Source organism: Acidovorax sp. SUPP2825 (assembly GCF_030158995.1).
In the GTDB taxonomy this organism is placed as follows: Bacteria; Pseudomonadota; Gammaproteobacteria; order Burkholderiales; family Burkholderiaceae_C; genus Paracidovorax.
In genome coordinates, this window is the sequence record NZ_BQXK01000009.1 from 13,798 (window position 1) to 31,547 (window position 17,750).

A 17,750-nucleotide genomic window follows, 5' to 3' on the forward strand; every position below is an offset into this window, starting at 1 on the left:
ATGCGTCAGGGCGGCGGTGCTCTGGAACTGCGGTCTGCCTTGCTCTCACGCCGCAACGCCTTGGCGCATGATCTTCATCGCAGGAGGTGCCATGCCGTGGTCGGAATGAGCGACGCCAGGGACTGTCTGCACGCGCCAGCGCAGCGGCACACCCAGTTTGGCCGCCGCCGCACGCGCCTGTTCGTAGAAGTAATGGCCGCGCGCAAAACGGTTCAGGCCCTGGGCTCTCGCCTCGGGATCGGTCGGCAGATTCGGATGGTTCGGGTCGATGTCTTTGTCGCCCAATAGGAGAACCACCTGCCGTGCAAATGCACGCTTCAAATCTTCATCCGTCGCCGCGACGTTGGCCAAGCCCCAGGGGAAATTGGCGTCGCGGTTGGGTAGCGTGTACGAACCGGCATTGGCACTGATGATCAGTTCCGCCCGTGATTCCTTTGCCAAAAGCATATAGCGGTGCACGAACTGCGCACCGGCCGAGTGGCCGTACAGAGCAAATCGTTCACGGCGAGCTCCAAAGGCTTTACGCCCGATGGCGAAAGCATCGTCGACCACGCGAAATACCCACTGCTCGCTAGGCCGTATGTTCATCTTGTCGTCAGCGACATTTCCGAAGTTATAAAAGTTGCGCCCGGGAAACTTGGCCTGCGTGAACTCCGGCACCAGAACCAGGATGCCAGCATCCTCGGCGGGTTCCAGCCATTCGCGGAGATAGCGGTCTGCGTCGCGGCGGACGCCATGCATGACGATGGCGACAGGGTCGTTCGGCTGCCAGCGCGCGGGGCGGTGGGCATGCAGGCGAATGTCGTCGGAGGTCGCGCCAAGGCCAGGTGCTGGAAAGTGCAGGACGTGCGATCCGGCAAGCAGCGTCCCGCCGGCAGGCGGCGAGGAAACGCAGCCCATCAGCGGGAGGCCGGCGGCCAGAGCCAGCAGATGACGGCGTTGGGTCAGGTCAGTGATGGAAGCTTTCATTGCATACCTCGGGTTTTGCCACGGGTCTTGGGCGCGGGTGTTTTGCTGTGGGACGTCTGTTGACTTGGCTCAGCCGCAGCCGCCAAGGACGGCAGCGCCTCGAATAGATGCACGGCGCGGCGATGATTCAGGTCGAACCGGCGCCAGGCGCACACTTCGACTGGCACATGAAAGCACTCCGCTCCGACGATGCGCAGAACACCGGTCACCAACTCATCGGCCACGCTGCTGCGCGGCAGCCAGGCCACGCCCAATCCTTGCAGGCAAAGCGCTTTGAGCGTCTCCGCCAAAGGCGATTCAGCGCGCGGCAGTAAGCGCGTGCCGATCTGCGTGAACACACGGTCAAGCAGTGCCGCCGAAAAAGTGAAAGGCGAATACCGGAGCAGGGGCACCTCGCGTGAGCGCTGCAAATCGCACCGACCGTCTTCATCGACGAAAGCGCGCGATGCGACTGGAACCAATGCATCGTGAGCGACGATACGGCGTTCGTAATCCTTGGTGCGCGTTTCGGGCCTGAGCTGCGAATAGCCCACCAGCAACTGTGCGCCACCCCCGTCGAGCTCGTCAAAGTGTGACTCAACACCTTGAACACTGGGCACGATCTCGACCGTCAGCGAGGGCTCATTGCGCATCAACGGTGCGATCAGCTCCGGCACGGTGCGCGATGCCAGCGTGTGCAGGGCCAGCACTCGCACACGCTGGCCGTTCTCGCCCGATGCTTGGCGAAGGTCGGCGCGCATCGCTTGCATCGATGCCACTGTCTGGCGCGCCAACCCCATGAACTCCTGCCCATATGGCGTGAGCTGCACCGGGTAGACGGCTCTGTTGACAAGTGGAACTCCCACCCATTGTTCGAGTGCGCGAATGCGGCGGCTGAGCGCAGGCTGTGTGACGTGCCGATCCGCGGCCGCCGCCGAAAAGCTGCCGTTGTGCACCAAAGCAAGAAGATCCTCCAGCCACTTCATTTCCATCTTGTTGTCTCCTGGTGCGATGGGCCTTGGGGTCGACGGCGTGTTGCAATGAATCGGCTGCGTCCGCAGTGTTCAACTTGCCCCCGTCATGGCAGCTCACGCCCGGGCGCCATGTGATGATCGCGCGCGGATGCCCGTCCCATGGCATTTCCACCCAGGCCAGCGGCTGAACGATGCCACGGTCCAGCGCAGCGGGCAGAGCTTGCAAAAGGCAGCATCGGGCAGTCGTCCCAGTTTTTATCAAGTGTCAGACACTGTAGAGACCGGCGGCATACAGACTATGCCGATTTGGTATATATCTGATTAAACGTAACCTTTCGTGCCTGGATGTTGGCGCGAATCATCGGTGGTATGTGCGGCGGGTGATCCACCAACTTCAGGTCAGCGCATTGAAGGGGCCTCGTAACGCTTGAATGTGACGTCAGCGCTCAGAGGTATGTCTTGAAGCTGCCAGCTGTGATATCCATCGCCCCCAGTGACGGGTGAACCGTGCTGCAGGGCATCAAACGGAGGCCGTGAACCAGCGGGCCAGGACCGCATGCAACTGCGCGGGTGAGAGGGGCTTACGGAAAACGAGGTAGCCTTCTTCCTCTGCCTGTGCCAGCGCGGCCGATTGGTGCTCGCCGCTCACGAGCGCGCCACGCGCTGCAGGGCACCGCCGCAGCAACTCCTGCAGCAGTTCGAAGCCACTCTGGCCACCGGCAAGGCGCTGATCACACAGAACGGCCCCTGGCGCCAAGGGGCCCGCGTCCACGATCTGCAGTGCTTGCTGTGCCGTGGCTGCCAGGTCGACCTCCAGCCCCCAGGAGCGCAAAAGCGCGGCCACCGCCGTCGCCACCTGCGGATCGTCTTCGACCAGCAGGCAGCGTCCCGACAAGGAACCCATCCGCTCCTGCCATGACGCGTCGCCCGGCGACTTGCCATCCTGCGGCAGGCCATCTGGCGCCGCGTCGAGCGAGAGCCAGAAGCACGACCCCCGGCCCGGCGTCGACTGAAAGCCATAGGTGGCACCGATCAGTCGGGCCGAGCGCGCCACCACCGAGAGGCCCAGGCCATGGCCGGCCACCTCCTGCGTCCAGCGGGCGCCGCCGCGATAGAACGGGGCATAGAGGCGATGCTGGTCCTCCAGCGGCACGCCAGGGCCTGTGTCGCGAACTTCGATCCGCCATTGCGTGCCGCGCGCGCGAATCCCGACCAGCATGCCGCCGCTCGAGGTGTAGCGCAGCGCGTTCTGAACGAGGTTGAAGATCATCTGCCGCAGTAGCGTGCCGTCGGTGTGCACGGTGGGCAGTCGGCGGCGCGGCAGGCCGAACCGCAGTCGCAGCCCCCGCCGCTGCGCATCCGGACCGAACACCGTCGCCACGTCGCCGAATACGGTGGTCAGCGCCACGGGCTCGCGCCGAACTTCGTAGGTACCCGATTCCAGGCGCGACAGGTCGAGCAACGCATCGAACATGAAGGAGAGGGATCGGGCGCAATCTTGGATGCCGTCGAGCACCGGCACGAGCTGCGCATCGGTATTGCGCTGAATCGCTGTCTCCATCAGCAAGCCCAATGCGTGCAGTGGCTGGCGCAGGTCATGGCTGGCCGTGGCATAGAACCGGTTCTTTTCCTCCAGCGCGCGCTCTGCTTCCTCCTTGGCCGCTCGGTAACGTTCTGCGAGCTGCAACCGCTGGCGCTCCATTTCCACCTGCTGCACGACGAATCGGCGCGACCCCCAGGCATGTCGCAAGATCACGCCGCCAAAGAGAGCCACCAGCGCGAGCATGGCCTGCCAGCGCTCGGGGAAATACCATGTCACGGCGGCCAGGATCGGACCGTACGTGGCCACGAAAAACGGAAAGAAAACGCGGGGCTGGGGCGCGAGGAAAGTCGTGCCGGAGGCGATCACCGCACACATGACGAGGTACACCAGGAGCCGGAAATCCTGGGGTGCTCCCTGTGTGAGTGCGATGGGCACGACCCAGAGCAAACCGTCCACCACTGCCAGCACCTGGAAGATCCGTTCCCAGCGAGGCACCACCTCGGCATCGGGCCGCGCGGCGTCGCGGCGGAAGCGCCACTGCAGGACCAACAGCAGGCCCGCGAAGGCGAGGAATGCCCCCCACCACAAGAGCATCTGGCCGGATGGTGCTCCGCTGCGCGCAAGCAGCCACGTCAGTACGCCCGGGATGACGAGCGCAGGAATCTCCGAGGCCCCGCCACGCGATGCGAACGATTGAAGCAGGCGCCGCCTTACTGCCAGGTCGAGCGCTGCGTTGGATGTTTGGTTTTCGGCAGCGGGCTCGGTGTGCCACGCGTCGGGACAGCGGCTGTCGGGTGCGATCAGCATCTACGATAGGGCTGCGCGATAGCCGATACGGTGTCCATGGTGGGCATCGCACGCGCCTCGCATGGCGTGCGCGCGCGCCCAGGGCACGAGGTTCAGGGTGCCAAGGTGTTCAGTTCCGCGCTGCTGCAGGGACGTTGCAAGCCGGGCGCCGTGATATCGAAACGGACGCAAATGCCGATATCGCCCGGCCGACCGGGAGTCGTGTTGGTTATCAGATGGCCTTTGGAGTCCACTTCGAAGCGATAATTGTTGTAGGCGACGGGCTGCCCGTTGTCGCAGGAATAGGTGCCCGAGCTTTCGATGCCTCGGCCCGCGATGCGGTAGGTGCCTGTGTATAAGCAGCTGTGGGAGCCGCTAAACCCGTAATTCAACCGGAACTGGCCGTCGCGCGCGGAAAACGACAGCACGGCGGGATACCCCGTCACGCTGGTGCCGCCAATGTTCCGGATCCGATAGTTTTGATTGAAACGTGCCGTGTGGTTCTCGTACTGGAACCGCGCGATTCGGCGAGGGGTGTCGCCCGGCAGGGTCACCGTTCCCGTCGTTGCAGAATCGAAATCGATGCGCATCTGCCCGAGGTCGGCCGCTTCCTCGCCGTGACCTTGGGCGCCACCGAGTACGGGGCCGTTGCGAAACTCGCGCAGGTCGCCAGAGAAAGCCGTCTGTCCATCAGCGCGCACACCGCCGGCTTGCAGAAAGAGCGAGGAACCATCCGGCCGGTAGCCGACATAGGTCACGACCATCGCCTTGCCTTGCTGCGTGTCGATCTGCAGGCTGCGGCCCGGTCTGCCGTCCACCTCACCCTCGAAGCCCCAGATGCCGGGTTCCGGCTCGGTCTTGACGCCGTTTCGACCGAAGTCGCAAAGGGAGGGCCAGCCGATCAGGACGGCGCCTCCCAGACACCCACCGAACAGTTCGGAACGCTCACCGTTGCGCCACAGCGTTCCGGTGAAAAGGCCATCTGCCTGCATCACGAAATGCTCGGCACGGTAGGTGCCCGTCGTAGTGCCCTCCGCTTCGGTGGTGCAGGTGAACGTGCCATCGGACGAAACGCCTGCGCCCGCAGGCTGGGAGGTCCCTGCATAGCTGCAACGGGGGAAACCCAGACGAGACTGTGGATTGGTTGTCTCCATGGCGAACTGCCCGCCCTGTAATTTCAAAGACAGCTCCAACGGATCGTTCTGGGCTGCAGCGACGGCTGCATAAGATCGCACGCCGATCGGAAAGCGTGTGAGCCGCTCGGTAGGGTCCTCGTAGCGGTAACGTGAAATGCGCCGCGGGGTGTCGCCCGGCAGCGTGACCGTGCCCGAGGTGGGGGTGTCGAAGACAACCTGCACCGGGCCTGCTGTGGCCGCCTCCTCGCCTTGGCCGACACCTGCGCCGATGACCGGACCATTGCGGAATTCGCGCAAGGTGCCGTTGAAGCTCGAAGATCCTTCCGGGCGCGCACCTCCCGCTTGCAGGAAGAAAGACGATCCATCCGCGCGATAGCCGAGATAGGAGACGGCCATGGATCGGCCGTACTGCGTATCGATGTGCAGGCTGCGGCCTGGTCGGCCATTCAATTCGCCGTCGAAACTCCACATGCCAGGCTCGGGCTCGGCCGTCTGCGCCCAGGCCGGTGAAGCACAGGCAGCCATCAAACCCGTCAGGATGAAGGCCGAGGTGAATGGGCGGTTCGTTGGTGCGTTGTGCATGGGAAACCCTTTGGAAGAGCGAGACTTTGAGGAAGCAGCACTGGAACACGTCGATTCCGTATTGCCTATCCCTCCGTGGTGGGGTGAATTGCGCTAGAGGTTACAGGTTGCGCGTGGGCCTGGAACTTGGCCACGCCCGAAAAAGTAGGACATAATCTGGGTTTTCTGCCCGAGGGGTGTCCGAAAAACCTCTTGTGCATCAAGACGTTGAGTCGGAAGCGAGCATCTCGTTTCCCGCTCCGATTTGCAAGGGAGGCTTAGGCTTCCCTTTTTTATTGTGCGAATCGGTTGTTCTTTGGATTGGCCGATCCGCATTGGCAGCGTTGCGCACCTGCGTGGCCCGGGTTACGCTTGAATGCAAGGTGCGCGCCGCGCAGCCGGCGCCCCGATGGTGAAATTGGTAGACACTGCGGACTTAAAATCCGCCGCTTCCTGAAAAGGGGCGTGCCGGTTCGACCCCGGCTCGGGGCACCACTACGATTCGATCATGTCAAGTTACAACGCTCCCTTTGAAATCCATGTCCACGGCCAGGTGCAGTTGCGGGCCGATACGGGGTTCGACCAGTTGCAAGAGGCCTTGAAGCCGCTCTGGAAGTACGCCGGGGCCCGTTCCTTGGCCGATGGTGCGGCGAGCGCCTATGAGGAAGAGCCCGGCATCCAGTTCGACGCCAAGGAGCACACCCTGCAAATCTGCTGGACGGTGCGTGGCGACGAAGACTTCCGCCAGTCGCTCGACGAGATGTGCATGAGCCTCAACGAGTTGTCGGAGCAGGGCGCGGCCATCGAGGTCACGTTCTACGACACCGACTTCGACGAGGACGAAGAGGATGACGGCACCGAAGCGCGTGACGACTTCCTCATGCTGTTCGTGGGGCCGACCCCCGCGGCCATCATGCAAGTGCAGCGCGATCTGCTCGTGCAGGATGTCGTGAACATGATGGAGCGCCACTTCGATGGCGCCGAACTGGGCGGCGTGGTGGCCGAGATCGACAAGCTGTTCTCGCAGCGTTTCGATGCCCTGGTGAACTCGTTGGAGATCGGCAAGCCGCCACGCGGCAGCGGCGGTTCCGGTGGTGGCCATGGTGGCAGCGGCGGGCGCCGCCCCCGCCATCTGCACTGATAGCGCACACGTTTTCTCGAAAGACCCGGTGGCCTCTCATCCAGAGGCGGCCAGGGGGTCGGGACCGATGGCGATCGAACTGCCTTACCTTCGTGCGTACCCGGATGCCTTGCAGGATCAGGTGCGCACGCTCATCGCCGAAGGGGGCCTGGCGGCCCTGCTGCAGCGGCGCTATCCCCAGGCGCATGCCGTGCGCACCGACAAGGCGCTGTACCAATACGCCGCCGACCTGAAGGCGCAGCATCTGCGCAAGGCCGATACGGTGCAGAAAGTGGTGTTCGACAGCAAGATCCATGTGGTGCGGCACGCGCTGGGGCTGCACACCTCGTCGGCGCGCGTGCAGGGCAGGCGCCTGACGGCACGGCACGAGATCCGCATCGCCTCCATGTTCAAGCAGGCACCGGAAGAGTTTCTGCGCATGATCGTCGTGCACGAATTGGCCCACTTGCGCGAGAAGGACCACGACAAGGCCTTCTACCAGTTGTGCGAGCACATGGAGCCCCGCTACCACCAGTATGAGTTCGATACGCGGTTGTATCTGACCCACATCGAGCATGCGGGGGAACGCCTCTGGGGCGTCTGATGGCCGTTGCGTCTGCTATTGTTTTTGTAGCTAGACGCCGGGAACTTTATTGCGCCAGAGCCCGATTGGCTTCATGCGCCATTGCACCTGCACCATCCGCCGGCACGGTGGCCGTGCTGCAGCACCGCGCCGGTAGCTGCAGCCAGCGCTGGGCTGCGGCCTGCAGGGGCAGCAGCGAGCCCGTGGTGATCAGTTGCATGCGGTTGCATGCGGCGGGGATTTCGTCGCCCGGGTCCGCCAGGAGGTCGGTCGCCTGCAGCAGGCGGCGGGTTTGCCTTGCGACCGGCTCGCCGGTGTCCACCAGGCGCACCGCCGGGCCGATGAGGGCGCGCAACTCCTCTTCGGCGAACACATAGTGGGTGCAGCCCAGCACCAGGGTGTCGATGTGGCCTGCCGTGGTGCCGAACGCCCCCATGGCGGTGATGTAGCGGGTACACAGTTCGCGCACCTCGGAGGATTCGGCGGCGTCAGGCACCGCATGTTCAGTGCTGCGTTCGATGGCGTAGGCCAGCCCGTCGCAGGGCTGCACCACGAATTCGGCCTGCGATTGCAGCGACCCCAGCAGCAACGCGAACTTGCCGCTGGTGAGCGTGCCCCGCGTGCCGATGACGCCGATGCGCCCGGTCCGGCTGAGCGCCACCGCGGGCTTGATGGCCGGCTCCAGGCCGACGAGGGGCAGGTCCGGGCATTGGGTCCGGACATCGTGGATGGCGGCGGCGGTGGCCGTGTTGCAGGCGACGACCAGGGCCTTGATGCCGTGCACCGCCTGCAGGTAGCGGGTGATGGCGTGGGTGCGCGCGGCGACATAGGCGTCGCCTCGCTCGCCGTAGGGCGCGTGGCCACTGTCCGCCAGGTAGACGAAGCGCTCGTGCGGCAGTTCGGCCTGCAGCGCGCGCAGCACGCTCAGGCCGCCGATGCCGCTGTCGAACACACCGATGGGGCGTTGCTGCGAAGTGGGCGTCATGCGTGCCTTGGTGCCATGTGAACGGAAAAATCAGAAAACTCCGGCGGCCCCAGCGGCTGCTGGGCCGATCCGCGGGCCGGGGCCGCCACCAGGCCACGCCTGGAGCCGCCGCCAAGGCCGGAGATGGAGTTCAAGCGGCGACGAGGTCGATGGACTTGAACTCGCCCGTGGCGATGCGCTTTTGCCACTCCGCCGGGCCCGTGATGTGGGCGCTGGTGCCGCCAGCGTCCACGGCCACGGTCACGGGCATGTCCACCACGGTGAACTCGTAGATGGCTTCCATGCCCAGATCGGCAAAGCCGACGACCTTGGCTTCCTTGATGGCCTTGCTGACCAGGTAGGCGGCGCCGCCCACGGCCATCAGGTAGGCGCTCTGGTGCTTCTTGATGGCTTCGATGGCGACCGGGCCGCGCTCGGACTTGCCGATCATCGAGATCAGGCCCGTTTCGGCCAGCATCATCTCGGTGAACTTGTCCATGCGCGTGGCGGTGGTCGGGCCGGCGGGGCCCACGGCCTCGTCCTTGACCGGGTCCACGGGGCCCACGTAGTAGATGACGCGGTTGGTGAAATCCACGGGCAGCTTCTCGCCCTTGGCCAGCATGTCCTGGATGCGCTGGTGCGCGGCATCGCGGCCGGTGAGCATCTTGCCGTTGAGCAGCAGCGTGTCGCCCGGCTTCCAGCTCGCCACTTCTTCCTTGGTGAGGGTGTCCAGGTTGACGCGGCGGCTCTTGTTGTAGTCGGGCGCCCAGTCGATCTTGGGCCACAGGTCGAGCGAAGGCGCCTCCAGATAGGCAGGGCCGGAGCCGTCCAGCACGAAGTGCGCGTGGCGCGTGGCAGCGCAGTTGGGGATCATCGCCACGGGCTTGGAGGCCGCGTGCGTGGGGTACATCTTGACCTTGATGTCCAGCACGGTGCTCAGGCCGCCCAGGCCCTGCGCGCCGATGCCCAGGGCGTTGACCTTCTCGTACAGCTCCAGGCGCAGTTCCTCGACCTGATCGAGCTTTTCGCCGCGCGCGGCCTTGGCCTGCAGCTCGTACATGTTCAGGTCGTCCATCAGGCTTTCCTTGGCCAGCAGCACGGCTTTTTCCGCCGTGCCGCCGATGCCGATGCCCAGCATGCCGGGCGGGCACCAGCCGGCGCCCATCGTGGGCACGGTCTTGAGCACCCAGTCCACCAGGTTGTCGCTGGGGTTCATCATGACCATCTTGGACTTGTTCTCGCTGCCGCCGCCCTTGGCCGCAACGGTGATGTCCACGGTGTCGCCCGGCACAATCTGCGTGAAGATCACCGCGGGCGTGTTGTCCTTGGTGTTCTTGCGGGCGAACTGCGGGTCGGCCACGACGCTGGCGCGCAGCGTGTTGTCGGGGTGGTTGTAGCCGCGGCGCACGCCTTCGTTGATGGCGTCTTCCAGGCCGCCGGGAAAGCCTTCCCAGCGCACGTCCATGCCGATCTTCAGGAACACGTTGACGATGCCGGTGTCCTGGCAGATGGGGCGCTGGCCGGTCGCGCTCATCTTGCTGTTGGTGAGGATCTGCGCCATCGCGTCCTTGGCCGCCGGGCTTTGCTCGCGCTCGTAGGCGCGCGCCAGGTGGGCGATGAAGTCGGCGGGGTGGTAGTAGCTGATGTACTGCAGGGACGCAGCAACGGACTCCACGAGGTCGTGGTACCGGATGGTCGTGGTCATGGTGGGGTGTGTTTTTGGGGAAAGAACGAACCGCGCAATTATCGCCGCCCGCTCCGGACGGCGCTGGCGGCGGTCAGCCGCGGGGGGCGGCGTCGAACGGCAGGCTTTCGAGCGCCTCGAGCCCGCCGATCACGGAGGGCGCGAAATCCGCCGAGCCTTCCGGCTTGTCGCCCTGGGCCCAGGCCAGCAGCACGTCCGCCGGCATGGGGCGGGCGTAGAAAAAGCCCTGCAGCTCGTCGCAACGCATGGCCAGCAGGATGTCGCGCTGGCCGCTGGTTTCCACGCCCTCGGCCACCACGCGCAGGCCCAGGGCGTGGGCCAGCCGCACCACGGCATCGACCACGGCGCGGGCGTCTTCTTCGTGTTCGAGGTCGTTCACGAAGCTGCGGTCGATCTTGAGCTGCTGGGCCGGCAACTGGCGCAGGTAGTTCAGGCTCGAATAGCCGGTGCCGAAGTCGTCGATGGACAGGAACACGCCGATGCGCGCCAGGCCTTCGAAGGTGCGCTGCGTGGCCTTGGTGTCTTCCATGGCCACCGATTCGGTGATTTCGCACAGCAGTTGCGAGGAATCCAGGCCATGGAACTGCAGGGCGTGCTCGATGCGCTCGGCCAGGCCGCTTTCGCGCAGCTGGTGCACCGACAGGTTGATCGCCACGCGCATGCGCAGGCCGCTGCGCGCCCAGTCGGCCATCTGCCGGCAAGCCTCTTCGATGACCCAGGCGCCCAACTGGCCGATCAGCCCGAAGCGCTCGGCCAGGCCGATGAACACCAGCGGGCTCACCATGCCGCGCTTCGGGTGGTGCCAGCGCAGCAGCGCCTCCACGCCGTTGATGCGGCCGCGCTTGCCATCGATCTTGGGCTGGTAGTGCAGGGCGAGTTCGCCGCGCGACAGGGCGTGGCGCAGGTCGTTCTGCAGCTCCAGCTGGTCGGACGCATCCGAGCCCATGTGGGGCTCGAACATGGCGTAGCCGTTGCCGCCCGCGCGCTTGGCGGCATACATGGCGGCATCGGCATTGGCGACCAGCTTGTCGCGGTCGCCGTGGTCGGGGTGCAGCACCACGCCGATGGAGCAGCCGATCTGCACCTGCCGGCCCGCCACCTGGAAGGGCAGGGCGAGCGCTGCCAGGATGCGGTTGGCCACCACGATGCAGTCGGCCGTGTTGCCCACGTCTTCCAGCAGCAGCAGGAACTCGTCGCCCCCCACGCGGGCCACCGTGTCGCTTTCGCGCGCCTCGGCGCGCAGGCGCTGGGCGGCTTCCGACAGGATGGCGTCGCCCGCGGCATGGCCGAAGGAGTCGTTGATGGGCTTGAAGCCGTCCAGGTCCACGAACAGCACGGCCAGGCGGTCCAGCACGCGGTGGTGGTTGGTGCGCTCCAGGCGCAGCAGCGCATGGGCGAGGCGGTCTTCGAACAGCAGGCGGTTGGGCAGGCCGGTGAGCGCATCGGCGAACGCGCGCTTTTGCAGCTCGGCATTGGCCTGCTGCAGCTTGGCGTTGCTGTCCTGCAGCGAGCGGGTGAGCCGGCGCGCGACGTTCTGCAGCCGCGCATCGAGGATGGAGATGAACAGCGTGCTGAGCATCAGCAGCAGCGTGAAGATCGCCACCATGGCGGCCAGCCCCGAGCCGCCCAGCGAATTGGCGCTCAGGCACACGGTGCCCTGCGGGAACTGGGCGGCGGCCATGCCGAGGTAGTGCATGCCGCAGATGGCCAGCGCCATCACCAGCGAGGCCGCGGCCTGGAACATCCTGCGCCGGTTGCCGTGCATGCCCCGCAGTGCCTGGAACAGATAAAGCGCCGTGGCCGAGGCCAGCACCGCGACGGCCACCGACAGGGCGACGTAGAAGCCGTTCCACACGATGCCGATGGACAGGTGCATGGCGCGCATGCCGATGTAGTGCATCGCGCTGATGCCCGCGCCCATGGCGAGCGCCCCGACGGCCAGGTGCCGGCGCCGAACGCGCTCCATGCTGGCCAGGCCCAGCGCGACGGCCGATGCCGCCACGGCGGCCAGCCAGGACAGGGCGGTGATCGCGGGGGTGAAGCCCAGGGCGATGGGCAGTTCGAACGCCAGCATGCCCAGAAAATGCATGGACCAGATGCCCGTGCCCATCACCAGCGAACCCGCGGCCCACCAGGCCAGTCCGATGCGGCTTTGGGAGGTGCGTACGCGGCGGGCCAGGTTCAGCGTGACGTACGAGGCCAGCAACGCCACGGCGAACGACGCCGCCACCACCAGCGGATCGTGGTGCGACGGCAGGAAGCCGGTCAACGGTGGGGCGAGCGGGGAGGGCATGGAAGGTGCGGCGGTAGCGGTGCGCCAAAGGTGTCCAAGTGTATCCACCGCAGGCTCTCCCGGGGGGCGGGAGGGTCTCTGCACCACGCGGTCCCCACCGATGAGAATGGTTTTGTTTCGCGTTATGCTTTTGGACGATGCGCACCCCTGTGCGCCCTTCGTTTCTTCACCACCGGAACCGCCAGACATGACCTCCCGCATCGAACGCGACACCTTCGGCCCCATCGAGGTGCCGGCCCATCAGCTCTGGGGCGCGCAGACGCAGCGATCGCTGCAGAACTTCGACATCTCCGGCGAGCAGCAGCCGCGCGAGATCATCCGGGCCCTGGCGCAGGTCAAGCGCGCCTCGGCCGTGGTCAACCAGGCGCTGGGCCTGCAGGACGCGAAGAAGACCGACGCCATCGTGGCCGCGGCCGACGAGGTGATCGCCGGCCGGCACCCCGGCGAGTTCCCGCTCGTGGTCTGGCAGACGGGTTCGGGCACGCAAACCAACATGAACGTCAACGAGGTGCTGGCCAATCGCGCCAGCGAGATCCTGGGCGGCGAGCGCGGCGAGGCCCGCCTGGTGCACCCCAATGACGACGTGAACCGCAGCCAGTCGAGCAACGACGTGTTCCCCACCGCCATGCACGTGGCCGCGGTGGAGGCGCTCACGCACCGGTTGCTGCCCGCCCTGGCCAAGCTGCGCGCCACGCTGGCGCAAAAGGCCGAGGACTTCGACGGCATCGTGAAGATCGGCCGCACCCACCTGCAGGACGCCACCCCGCTCACGCTGGGTCAGGAGTTCTCGGGCTACGTGGCGCAGCTCGATCACGGCGAGCGCCACGTGCGCGCCGCGCTGCCGCACCTGTGCGAACTGGCCCTGGGCGGCACCGCCGTGGGCACCGGCCTGAACGCCCCCAAGGGCTACGCCGAGCAGGCCGCGGCCGAGCTGGCGCGCCTGACCGGGCTGCCGTTCGTCACGGCGCCCAACAAGTTCGAGGCCCTCGCCTCGGTCGACGCCCTGGTGCATGCGCACGGCGCGCTCAAGACCCTGGCCGCCAGCCTGATGAAGATCGCCAACGACGTGCGCTGGCTGGCAAGCGGCCCGCGCAGCGGCATCGGCGAGCTGAGCATTCCCGAGAACGAGCCCGGCTCGTCGATCATGCCGGGCAAGGTCAACCCCACGCAGAGCGAGGCGGTGACCATGCTGGCCGCCCAGGTGTTCGGCAACGACGTGGCCATCAACTTCGGCGGTGCCTCAGGCAATTTCGAGCTGAACGTGTTCCGCCCCATGGTGGCCCACAACTTCCTGCAGAGCGTGCGCCTGCTGGCCGACGGCATGGTCAGCTTCAACGACCACTGCGCCGTGGGCATCGAGCCCAACCGCGACCGCATCACCGAACTGGTGGACCGCTCCCTGATGCTGGTGACCGCGCTCAACACGCACATCGGCTACGACAAGGCGGCCTTCATCGCCAAGAAGGCGCACAAGGAAGGCACCAGCCTGCGAGAGGCGGCCGTGGCTTCGGGCCACGTCACCGGCGAGCAGTTCGACCAGTGGGTCGTTCCGGGGAACATGGTGGGCCGCTGAGCGGGCACTGAAAAGGCGCCAGCGCCCCGTCGCCCGCCGGCTCAGTGCGTGGTCTTGCGCGCGCGCGGGGCGCGCACCGGGCGGTCCTGGTGCCGCAGGAACGCCAGCAGCCGGCGCTCGGCGGCCTGCAGCGCGCGCGGCGTGTTCGTGCCGCCGATGCGCTCCCACAGCACCTGCATGTCCGGACCTGCGTCGGACGTGAGCCGCGACCCCAGCGCCAGCACCGAGGGGTGCACGTACGACTTCTTGCACACGGCCGGCGTGTTGCCCAGCTGCCGCGCCACTTCGATCAGGATGTGCTTGGCCGTCACCGCGGGCGCGCCGGGCTGGGGCGAGCAGGCCAGCCGCGTCAGCTCCAGCGCCTGCACGGTGCCGTGCCAGGTGCGGAAGTCCTTGGCGGTGAAGTGCTCGCCCTCCTGCGTGCCGGTGATCTCGCGCAGGTAGTCGTTCACGTCGCCGGAATCGACGGCATGCAGCGCGCCGTCTTCTCCCTCGTACTGGAACAGTTCCTGGCCCGGCAGCTGCTGGCAGCGGCGCACCACGCGGGCCACGCGCGGGTCGTCGAGCGTGGCCTCCTGTTGCACGCCGCTCTTGCCGCGAAACCGCAGCTGCAGTTGGTTGCCGCGCAGCGCCGCATGGCGGGTGCGCAAGGTGGTCAGGCCGTAGGAGCGGTTGGTGCTGGCGTATTCCTCGTTGCCCACGCGCAGGTAGGTGGTGTCCAGCAGGCGCACCAGCGTGGCGAGCACCCGCTCGCGGGACAGGGCTGGGCCCGACTTGGCCCGCAGGTCGCGCGCCACCCGGGCACGGATGCGGGGCAGGGCGCGGCCGAAGGCCTGCATGCGTTCGAACTTGGCCTCGTCGCGCTGCAGGCGCCAGTCGGCGTGGTAGCGGTACTGCCGACGGCCGCGCGCATCCAGCCCCGTGGCCTGCAGATGGCCGTTGGGCAGCGGGCAGATCCACACCTCGGTGTAGGCGGGCGGGATGGCCAGGCGCTGGATGCGGGTGATCTCGTCCGGGTCGGTCAGCCACCGGCCGTCGGGCTGGCGGTAGCGAAAGCCCTCGCCTTTGCGCTCGCGGCTCAGGCCCGGCATCTCGGGGTTGACGTAGCGCAGTCCGCGGGCCAGGCGGGTGGCGGGCGGGCGGGCCGGCGAAGCGGCGGCAGGGGCGGTTGCGGTGCGTGGCATATGGGAAGGCAGGCGGTGCGGCAAAAAGGGGGCGCGAAGCGCGCCCCCCGATCTCAGCCCAGCCGGCGCGGGCCGGCTGTAGGAGGCAGCCCGCTGCGCCGGTGGGAGTGCATCCGTGCCGCGTCGGTCCGGTGGGCACCCGCGCCGCGATCCATGGGTAAAAATGGCCTGCAGTGCAATATCCACTAAGGCATTGTGCTATGAAAAATATAGCATTCGAGGTTGGCGCAGCGGTGGGCGCAGCGGTGGGCGCAGCGGTGGATGCCGCGCCGCCGCAAGCACCGCCCGGGCCTCAGAACCGCGCCGTGGCCCCCACGAAATAGGTGCGCCCGCCGTTGTCGTAGTTGCTGCCCAGCTCCCGCGTCTGCTTGTCCGCCACGTTGAGGATGCCGGCCCGCAGGGTGAAGGTTTCGTTCAACCGGTAGCTGGTGGTCAGGTCCACGGTGGTGTAGGCCTTGGCGAAGGTGGTGGCCGCGCCGGTGACGACGAGTTCCTTGCCCACGTAGCGGGCGCTGGCGTCGGCGGTCCAGGCCGGGGCGATGCGCCACTGCAGCGACGAATACACGGTCAGGCGCGGCACGGACAGCAGCGAGGCACCCGTGGTGAGGTTTTTGGACTCGAACATCTTCGTGGCATTGGTGCGCCAGTCGAGCGACGGCGCCAGCGGCACGGTGGCGTTGGCCTCCAGCCCGCGCGTGCGGGCGCGCTGGGCGTTGGCCATGCGCGTCCACCAAAAGCCGTTGTACAGGCCCAGGGGCTGGTAGTCGATCTTGTTCTTGAAGTCGGTGTGAAAGTAGGTGGCGCCGAAGGCCCAGCCGCCCTGCTCGTAGCCCGTGCCCAGCTCGAAGTTGGTGCTGGTCTCGGGCTGCAGATCGGGGTTGCCGGCCATGTAGCAGCCGCGCGTGCCGTCGGCATTCACGCGGGTGCTGGTCCAGCCCAGGCCCGCCAGGCTGCGGCAGCCGTTGCCGCCGGACTGCGTGGCGGCATTGGGCGAGTTCTCTTTCAGGCCCGGCGCGCGGAAGCCGCGCGACACGCCGGTGCGCACCGTCCACGCCGACGCCGGGTGGTAGACGAAATAGGCGCGCGGGCTCCAGTTGTTGCCGTACTTTTCGTGGTGGTCCATTCGCAGGCCGAGCGTGAGCGCCAGGTTCTCGCGCAGGAAGATCTGGTCCTCGCCGAACAGCGCCCAGGTGGTGGCCGACAGGGACGATCCCGACACCGGCCGCCCGCTGTAGTCGATGGGGGCCAGGCCGATGGTGTCGCGGTTGTCCAGTTCTTCCTGCTTCCATTGCAGCCCGGTGGTCAGCATCTGGTCGAAGCCCAGGAGCTTCAGCGGCATGTCCACGCGGCCGTCCAGCGTGGTTTCGCGCGAGTGGTTGCCGATGGTGTCGCCCAGGTCCTCGTACTCGTGGCGCGACAGGTTGATCTTGGAGCGCACGTCGCCCCAGCGGCCGTCGTGCCCCAGGCCGAACGAGGTGTGCCGCAGCCGGCTCAGGCCCCAGGGGCTGACGACCTGCCCGCCGCTGGCGGTGCGCGCATCCGAGCCGGTGGCGCGCTGCGTGGCCTGGGCCGCCTCGAGCGATACCGACTGGTCGGGCGTGAGCTGCCAGTTCAGCAGCGCGTTCAGGCCCTGGTTGCGCGCGCCGGCCGTGGACAGGTAGGTGCCCGCATGCCCGCCCGTGCCTTCATCGGCATCGCGCTCGGTGTAGTTGCCCGACACGCGCAGGCCGATGCGGTCGGTCACCGGGCCGCTGACGGTGAAGCCCGTCTGCCGCGTGTCGCCGCGCTCCGAATCGGAGGGTTTGGAGTAGTTGACCGTGGCGGAGCCGCCCCAGCGCAGGTCGATCTTGCGGGTGATGATGTTGATCACTCCGCCCATGGCGTCCGAGCCGTACAGCGACGACATCGGGCCGCGCACCACCTCGATGCGCTCGATCATCTCGGGCGAGATCCAATCCAGGTCCTGCTGGCCCAGGTCGTCGCGGTAGTTCACGCCGGCCGAATTGCCCTGGCGCTTGCCGTCCACGAGGATGAGCGTGTATTTCTCGGGCAGGCCGCGCAAGCGGATCTTGGACTGCGCGCCCGTGCCCGACAGCCCGCCGGTCACGCCGGGAATGGTGGACAGCAGCTCGCCCAGGCTGGTGACGGGCTTGCGCTCGATGTCTTTACGGGTGATCACGCTGATGCTGGCCGGTGCCTCTTTGATGTCCACGGCCGTGCCCGAGGCCGTGACCACCACGGTGGACAGGGCGGCCTGCACGGGTTGCGCAGGTTGCGATTCGGACGGCGGGGCGGTCTGGGCGTGCGCACCGGCGCTCAGGGCCAGGGCGATCGCGAGGGACAGGGGCTGGGGGCGGAGCGAAGACGGCAAGATCATGAA

12 protein-coding genes and 1 tRNA gene are annotated in these 17,750 nt (G+C 66.8%); 4 read left to right on the top strand and 9 right to left on the bottom strand.

What is annotated here, in order from left to right; all coding sequences use genetic code 11:
* Positions 1-45 precede the first annotated feature (45 nt).
* The 4 genes from AVAK2825_RS12820 to AVAK2825_RS12835 all read right to left on the bottom strand — a co-directional run bounded on the left by AVAK2825_RS12820 (position 46) and on the right by AVAK2825_RS12835 (position 5,969).
* Entirely contained in the window at positions 46-969 is a 924-nt protein-coding gene (locus AVAK2825_RS12820; protein ID WP_284399074.1) for an alpha/beta fold hydrolase, read from the bottom strand.
* The gene (locus AVAK2825_RS12825) at positions 966-1,940 is read right to left on the bottom strand and encodes a LysR family transcriptional regulator (RefSeq protein ID WP_284399077.1); all 975 of its coding nucleotides are present in this window, start codon (positions 1,938-1,940) and stop codon (positions 966-968) included. Before AVAK2825_RS12825 ends, AVAK2825_RS12820 begins: the two co-directional genes overlap by 4 nt.
* Before the next feature lie 502 nt (positions 1,941-2,442).
* Complete coding sequence (locus tag AVAK2825_RS12830) at positions 2,443-4,272, bottom strand: ATP-binding response regulator (RefSeq protein ID WP_284399080.1); 1,830 nt, start codon at positions 4,270-4,272, stop codon at positions 2,443-2,445.
* Between the two features lie 92 nt (positions 4,273-4,364).
* On the bottom strand, positions 4,365-5,969 hold the full coding sequence (locus AVAK2825_RS12835; protein ID WP_284399083.1) for a hypothetical protein: 1,605 nt from the start codon (positions 5,967-5,969) through the stop codon (positions 4,365-4,367).
* Between the two features lie 382 nt (positions 5,970-6,351).
* Here AVAK2825_RS12835 and AVAK2825_RS12840 point away from each other — a divergent pair.
* The 3 genes from AVAK2825_RS12840 (at position 6,352) to AVAK2825_RS12850 (ending at position 7,672) form a co-directional block, all read left to right on the top strand.
* A tRNA-Leu gene (locus AVAK2825_RS12840) sits at positions 6,352-6,443 on the top strand.
* Between the two features lie 13 nt (positions 6,444-6,456).
* A complete protein-coding gene (locus AVAK2825_RS12845) occupies positions 6,457-7,089 on the top strand; it encodes a DUF6806 family protein (protein ID WP_272564201.1) in 633 nt (210 codons plus the stop codon).
* 67 nt (positions 7,090-7,156) lie between these two features.
* Complete coding sequence (locus AVAK2825_RS12850; RefSeq protein WP_284399090.1) at positions 7,157-7,672, top strand: M48 family metallopeptidase; 516 nt, start codon at positions 7,157-7,159, stop codon at positions 7,670-7,672.
* Between the two features lie 46 nt (positions 7,673-7,718).
* On the opposite strand, the gene murI is transcribed toward AVAK2825_RS12850, so the two are convergent.
* The 3 genes from murI to AVAK2825_RS12865 all read right to left on the bottom strand — a co-directional run bounded on the left by murI (position 7,719) and on the right by AVAK2825_RS12865 (position 12,613).
* Entirely contained in the window at positions 7,719-8,636 is a 918-nt protein-coding gene (gene murI / locus AVAK2825_RS12855) for a glutamate racemase (RefSeq protein WP_284399092.1), read from the bottom strand.
* 130 nt (positions 8,637-8,766) lie between these two features.
* Complete coding sequence (locus AVAK2825_RS12860; protein ID WP_284399095.1) at positions 8,767-10,320, bottom strand: fumarate hydratase; 1,554 nt, start codon at positions 10,318-10,320, stop codon at positions 8,767-8,769.
* 73 nt (positions 10,321-10,393) lie between these two features.
* Positions 10,394-12,613 (bottom strand): putative bifunctional diguanylate cyclase/phosphodiesterase, encoded by a 2,220-nt coding sequence (locus AVAK2825_RS12865; protein ID WP_284399097.1) that lies wholly within the window; start codon positions 12,611-12,613, stop codon positions 10,394-10,396.
* Positions 12,614-12,800: 187 nt separating this feature from the next.
* Between AVAK2825_RS12865 and fumC the strand changes: the two genes are divergently transcribed.
* A complete protein-coding gene (gene fumC / locus AVAK2825_RS12870) occupies positions 12,801-14,186 on the top strand; it encodes a class II fumarate hydratase (RefSeq protein ID WP_272564196.1) in 1,386 nt (461 codons plus the stop codon).
* Positions 14,187-14,227: 41 nt separating this feature from the next.
* On the opposite strand, the gene AVAK2825_RS12875 is transcribed toward fumC, so the two are convergent.
* On the bottom strand, positions 14,228-15,370 hold the full coding sequence (locus AVAK2825_RS12875) for a DNA topoisomerase IB (protein ID WP_284399102.1): 1,143 nt from the start codon (positions 15,368-15,370) through the stop codon (positions 14,228-14,230).
* Positions 15,371-15,662: 292 nt separating this feature from the next.
* Positions 15,663-17,747, bottom strand: coding sequence for a TonB-dependent receptor domain-containing protein (locus tag AVAK2825_RS12880; protein WP_284399105.1), 2,085 nt, complete (start codon positions 17,745-17,747; stop codon positions 15,663-15,665).
* Positions 17,748-17,750 lie beyond the last annotated feature (3 nt).

What these genes read in the sequence shown, in the direction of transcription:
- AVAK2825_RS12820 (WP_284399074.1), bottom strand. Translation starts at nt 969, where the DNA reads ATGAAAGCTTCCATCACTGACCTGACCCAACGCCGTCATCTGCTGGCT.
- AVAK2825_RS12825 (WP_284399077.1), bottom strand. Translation starts at nt 1,940, where the DNA reads ATGGAAATGAAGTGGCTGGAGGATCTTCTTGCTTTGGTGCACAACGGC.
- AVAK2825_RS12830 (WP_284399080.1), bottom strand. Translation starts at nt 4,272, where the DNA reads ATGCTGATCGCACCCGACAGCCGCTGTCCCGACGCGTGGCACACCGAG.
- AVAK2825_RS12835 (WP_284399083.1), bottom strand. Translation starts at nt 5,969, where the DNA reads ATGCACAACGCACCAACGAACCGCCCATTCACCTCGGCCTTCATCCTG.
- AVAK2825_RS12845 (WP_272564201.1), top strand. Translation starts at nt 6,457, where the DNA reads ATGTCAAGTTACAACGCTCCCTTTGAAATCCATGTCCACGGCCAGGTG.
- AVAK2825_RS12850 (WP_284399090.1), top strand. Translation starts at nt 7,157, where the DNA reads ATGGCGATCGAACTGCCTTACCTTCGTGCGTACCCGGATGCCTTGCAG.
- murI (WP_284399092.1), bottom strand. Translation starts at nt 8,636, where the DNA reads ATGACGCCCACTTCGCAGCAACGCCCCATCGGTGTGTTCGACAGCGGC.
- AVAK2825_RS12860 (WP_284399095.1), bottom strand. Translation starts at nt 10,320, where the DNA reads ATGACCACGACCATCCGGTACCACGACCTCGTGGAGTCCGTTGCTGCG.
- AVAK2825_RS12865 (WP_284399097.1), bottom strand. Translation starts at nt 12,613, where the DNA reads ATGCCCTCCCCGCTCGCCCCACCGTTGACCGGCTTCCTGCCGTCGCAC.
- fumC (WP_272564196.1), top strand. Translation starts at nt 12,801, where the DNA reads ATGACCTCCCGCATCGAACGCGACACCTTCGGCCCCATCGAGGTGCCG.
- AVAK2825_RS12875 (WP_284399102.1), bottom strand. Translation starts at nt 15,370, where the DNA reads ATGCCACGCACCGCAACCGCCCCTGCCGCCGCTTCGCCGGCCCGCCCG.
- AVAK2825_RS12880 (WP_284399105.1), bottom strand. Translation starts at nt 17,747, where the DNA reads ATGATCTTGCCGTCTTCGCTCCGCCCCCAGCCCCTGTCCCTCGCGATC.